At 60.7% G+C, this 3,940-nt stretch carries 3 protein-coding genes; all 3 read right to left on the bottom strand.

Going from position 1 to position 3,940, the window contains the following annotated elements; all coding sequences use genetic code 11:
- Positions 1 to 132: 132 nt before the first annotated feature.
- Genes LPC22_RS08300 through LPC22_RS08310 form a run of 3 tightly spaced genes read right to left on the bottom strand, consistent with a single transcriptional unit; the run spans position 133 to position 3,583 of the window.
- Positions 133 to 804: an ABC transporter transmembrane domain-containing protein gene (locus LPC22_RS08300; protein ID WP_198184437.1), complete on the bottom strand. Its 672-nt coding sequence runs from the start codon at positions 802 to 804 to the stop codon at positions 133 to 135.
- Positions 805 to 818: 14 nt separating this feature from the next.
- Complete coding sequence (locus LPC22_RS08305; RefSeq protein ID WP_024628116.1) at positions 819 to 2,855, bottom strand: ABC transporter permease; 2,037 nt, start codon at positions 2,853 to 2,855, stop codon at positions 819 to 821.
- Complete coding sequence (locus tag LPC22_RS08310) at positions 2,852 to 3,583, bottom strand: ABC transporter ATP-binding protein (protein WP_029676375.1); 732 nt, start codon at positions 3,581 to 3,583, stop codon at positions 2,852 to 2,854. The genes LPC22_RS08305 and LPC22_RS08310 overlap by 4 nt, the downstream gene beginning before the upstream one ends.
- Positions 3,584 to 3,940 lie beyond the last annotated feature (357 nt).

The following is a 3,940-nucleotide window of genomic DNA, read 5'->3' on the forward strand; positions in this document are numbered from 1 at the left end:
GGAACAGGACGAGCCCGAACACTACGGCACCGCCATCAACTGGAACGAGTTCCACACACCAGTCAGATACCCCAACACCACACTCTGACCAACACACAACCAAACCCACACACAGAACCTAAAACAACGCGTTTAGTTCCTATAGGCCGCATATATCTTGTTTTTTTCCGGGTCGATAGAGTTATAGGCTTCAAGTGTTCTCATGGAAGCGGCGGCTTCCTGCACAGTCGAGGTCATGTCCATTGTTGCATTCTGCAGATTGTTCTGCAGTTTTTTTACCGGCTTAGTTGCAATAAGCATAAGTGATATTGAAAAACCTGCAGGAATGAGAACTATCACAAAGAAAATGGGGTCAAGCCACACAAGGCACACCCCTGAACCTACAATCAGGATTATTCCTTGCACCAGTGAGAGGAATTGCGATGGAACCGACTTTATCAAAGCGGCATCATTGGAAACTCTTTGCGAATACCAGGCCGGAGGTTTCTGTTCCCTATCAAGCAAACTCATCCGGAAAAACTTGTCGACCATGCTGTTGCGAATGGAATATAATGATTTCTCCCCTATTGTGCCTAGTATGGCTTGCTGGATTGCTGTCAATACAGCGCCAAGAATGAACAGTATTCCCAATTGCACCGCGATTAATACGATTGCTTTGTGTTGTTGCACGCCGTCTATGAGGGCTCCGCTGAGCTGTGGTTGCAGCAGGACGACCGCTTGTGCGAGGATTCCCAGCAGAAGGCTTGCCGTGTATGCAAGAATGTGCCCCGGCATGTATTTCCTGACGACGTGGATAAAGTTCATGGTTGGCCTGGCCTCTAGTGTTTTGTGGGTTGGTTCTTGTGGGTGAGGCGTGTGCAGAGGATGGTGGTGGCTATGGCGACGGCCAGGAGCAGGAGGGACATGGGTAGGAAGATGTCTGCGATGATGGGTGTGTGTTGTATGCCGACCCCGTCCCGGACGAAGCTTATCGCCACGGATGCCTCGGTGATGGCCACGGCGACGAGGGAGAGGATGATGCCGGCGGTGACGTCGAGTGTGGTCTCGATGGCCGCTGACCAGGCGAGGGCGCCGCGGGTGACGCCCATCTGGTTGAGGCGCCGGTTCTGCATGCGTCGTTCGCTGATTCCTATGGCTATAGATTGGACGAGGAATATCAGGGCCAGGATGGTGCCGCCGGCTATCATGAGCGGTGTTCCCTGCTGCTCCTTGATGCTGGTCTTGATGTAGTCGTCGATGAAGTCCTGCCTGTTCAAGGCGGTGATCTTGTGGGTGGTGTCCCTTATCTGTTGGGCTATGTCGTCGGCCTGGGTGTGGTCGCGGGCGGTGATGAAGGCGTACAGTCGGCCGTTCTCGCCCTCCCTGGGCAGGCCATCCTCGGTCGTGAGCATGTCCATGTTCACGTGGGGGGTGGTCTTGGGCGGCTCGATGACGGCCACGACCTGGACCTGGTGTCTTTTGTCGTGGCGGTCGATGAGGGTGATCGTGTCGCCCGGCTTGCGCTGGTTGTCGTATGCTCTGCTTATGGCCACCTTGCCGGCGCCCAGGTCGGCCAGGCTGCCCTGGAGCACCTTGGGGGCGGTGTCCTTGTGGCTGGGGTCGGCCAGGTCACGGGCCTGGGCCCAGGTGACCTGGAGGAAGGTGTCCATCTGGATGTTTCCGTGCTTGTCGGTCAGGACCCATTGCTGGGTCTGGTAGATGTCGGCTGTGCCGACCTCCCGTCCGAGCCCCTGCAGCGTGCGCGAGATCCTGCCGGCCTGGGACAGGTCGTCCGAGGAGGCCACCACGTCGGCCTTCATGGGCTCGATGCTGAGCACCACCGAGCTCATGCGGCCCGCCTGCATGATGAGGATGAAGGAGACCAGAATGGTCAGCGCCATCATGGCCGGCAACGCTATGGCCGTGGCGCCTGCCCTGCCCCTGCGGACCCGTTGCCGGGCCAGCAGGCCCGGTCCGGCCGCGGTTTTTTCGGCCAGCAGGCCCAGCAGGGATGCTACCGGGGGGACCAGCAGGGGGGCGGCCACGTACACGGTGATTATCAGTAGGACGATCAAGCCCAGCAGCCGGTCGTAGAACTCCGAGCGGTCGACCGGCATGAAGGCGACCGTGATAGAGGCTAGGAACAGGGCCAGGGAGCATACGATCCGCAACCGGCTGGCCTTTTTGTCCTTGACGGCCGGTTGTGTCATCAGCTTCAGGGGGGTCTCGGCCCCGAACCTGCGCGTGGCCAGCCACACGCCCAGCAGGCAGACCGCCATCATCAGGGCGAAGGCCACGGCCGCCACCCACAGGCGGGCCCTGGGGTGGAAGAGCAGGTCGATGTCCGTGGTGCCCATGGCCCTTATGAAGGCCATGCCCACAGGAACGGTCAGCAGGGATCCGGCCAGGCATCCCGCGGCGTCGGCCAGGGCCAGGGGCAGGGAGAACTCTCGCAGGGCCATGGCCACGACCTGTTTGCCCGAGGCGCCGTTGAGCCGCATCAGGCCGTATTCCCGGCGCCTTTCCTGGACCAGGAAGGACACCGATGACAGGACCAGGAACACCGTCACCAGCAGGCAGAACACCAGCGCGATCAGCGACACAGTGTTCAATGCCAGGTCGTAGTAGGCCTTGGTCAGAATGCGGTGGTAGGCGTTCAGGCCCTCCAGGCCGTGCAGGCCGTCGTAGGCCAGGCCCGCCTGACGTGCCTGCAGGGTCGCGCAGGACAGGGTCGTGGTGGCGAACACGGCCAGGCACATGATCCAGTAGGAGGAGCGGTGGGCCCTGACCAGGGAGAAGGACAGGCTGGCCCTTGTTGGCCGCTTGCGCCAGGGTCGGCTCGCCTGCTGGGCCGGGGAGGCCATGCCCGCGCTCACCGGTCGGCCCCGCTCAACGTGGTCTCGGCCAGGTGCATGGCCAGCTGCTCGGCCGTGCAGCCCGACCACACCGAGTGGATGCGGCCGTCGACCAGGAACACGGTGCTGCCAGCACGGGCCGCCACATCCGGGTCGTGGGTCACCATCAGCACCGTGGACCCCCGCGCCGCCACCTGGCCGAAGGCGTCCAGCACCAGCTGGGAGCCGGCGGTGTCCAGGGCGCCCGTCGGCTCGTCGGCAAAGACGACCGAGGGCCTCGAGGCCAAAGCCCTGGCCACCGCCACACGCTGCCGCTGCCCGCCCGACATGTCCGAGGGATAGACGTCGGCGAAACCATCCAGACCCACCGCCTGCAGGGCCCGCACGGCGTCGTCGACCTCGATGCGCGGCCCGCCGAAGAGGAAGGACAGCATCACGTTCTGCAGGCATGTGAACGCTTCGACGAGGTTGTAGTCCTGAAACACGAACCCGATCAGGTCACGCCTGACACGTGTCAGGTCGGCCTCTCCCATCCGGGCCAGGTCATGCTGCCCGATGTGCACCAAGCCCTGGTCGACCGGCAGCAGGCCCGAGGCGCAATTCAGCAGGGTCGACTTGCCCGCGCCCGAGGGCCCCATGATCGCCGTCCACGACCCAGGCGGGCATTGCAGGGACACGTCGGTGATGCCGGCCCCGCCCGAACCGTAATGATAGGAGACACCCTCAAGGGACAGAAACTCACCAGCCATACCCAACCCCAATCCACAGCCCGACGAAACCCCGAGCACCATACGAATCCACAACGCGAAAAGCTACAGCGAACTTTACACTGAGACGCAATACAAGTATTGCTTGCGTGACGGTTAAAAGTCTTCCATAAATTATTGACAAAAAGATGCAATAAGTCAAAAATTATTGTAAAGTATGATTCGTATGCGCTAAGGGCATACCTAATTTAGGGGCCTATAGGAACTAAACGCGTTGTTTTAGGTTCTGTGTGTGGGTTTGGTTGTGTGTTGGTCAGAGTGTGGTGTTGGGGTATCTGACTGGTGTGTGGAACTCGTTCCAGTTGATGGCGGTGCCGTAGTGTTCGGGCTCGTCCTGTT

Origin of the sequence: Bifidobacterium mizhiense, from assembly GCF_020884755.1 — a bacterium.
In the GTDB taxonomy this organism is placed as follows: Bacteria; Actinomycetota; Actinomycetes; order Actinomycetales; family Bifidobacteriaceae; genus Bombiscardovia; species Bombiscardovia mizhiensis.

Coding starts and splice junctions, on each gene's coding strand:
- LPC22_RS08300 (WP_198184437.1), bottom strand. CDS start 804: ATGAACTTTATCCACGTCGTCAGGAAATACATGCCGGGGCACATTCTT.
- LPC22_RS08310 (WP_029676375.1), bottom strand. CDS start 3,583: ATGGCTGGTGAGTTTCTGTCCCTTGAGGGTGTCTCCTATCATTACGGT.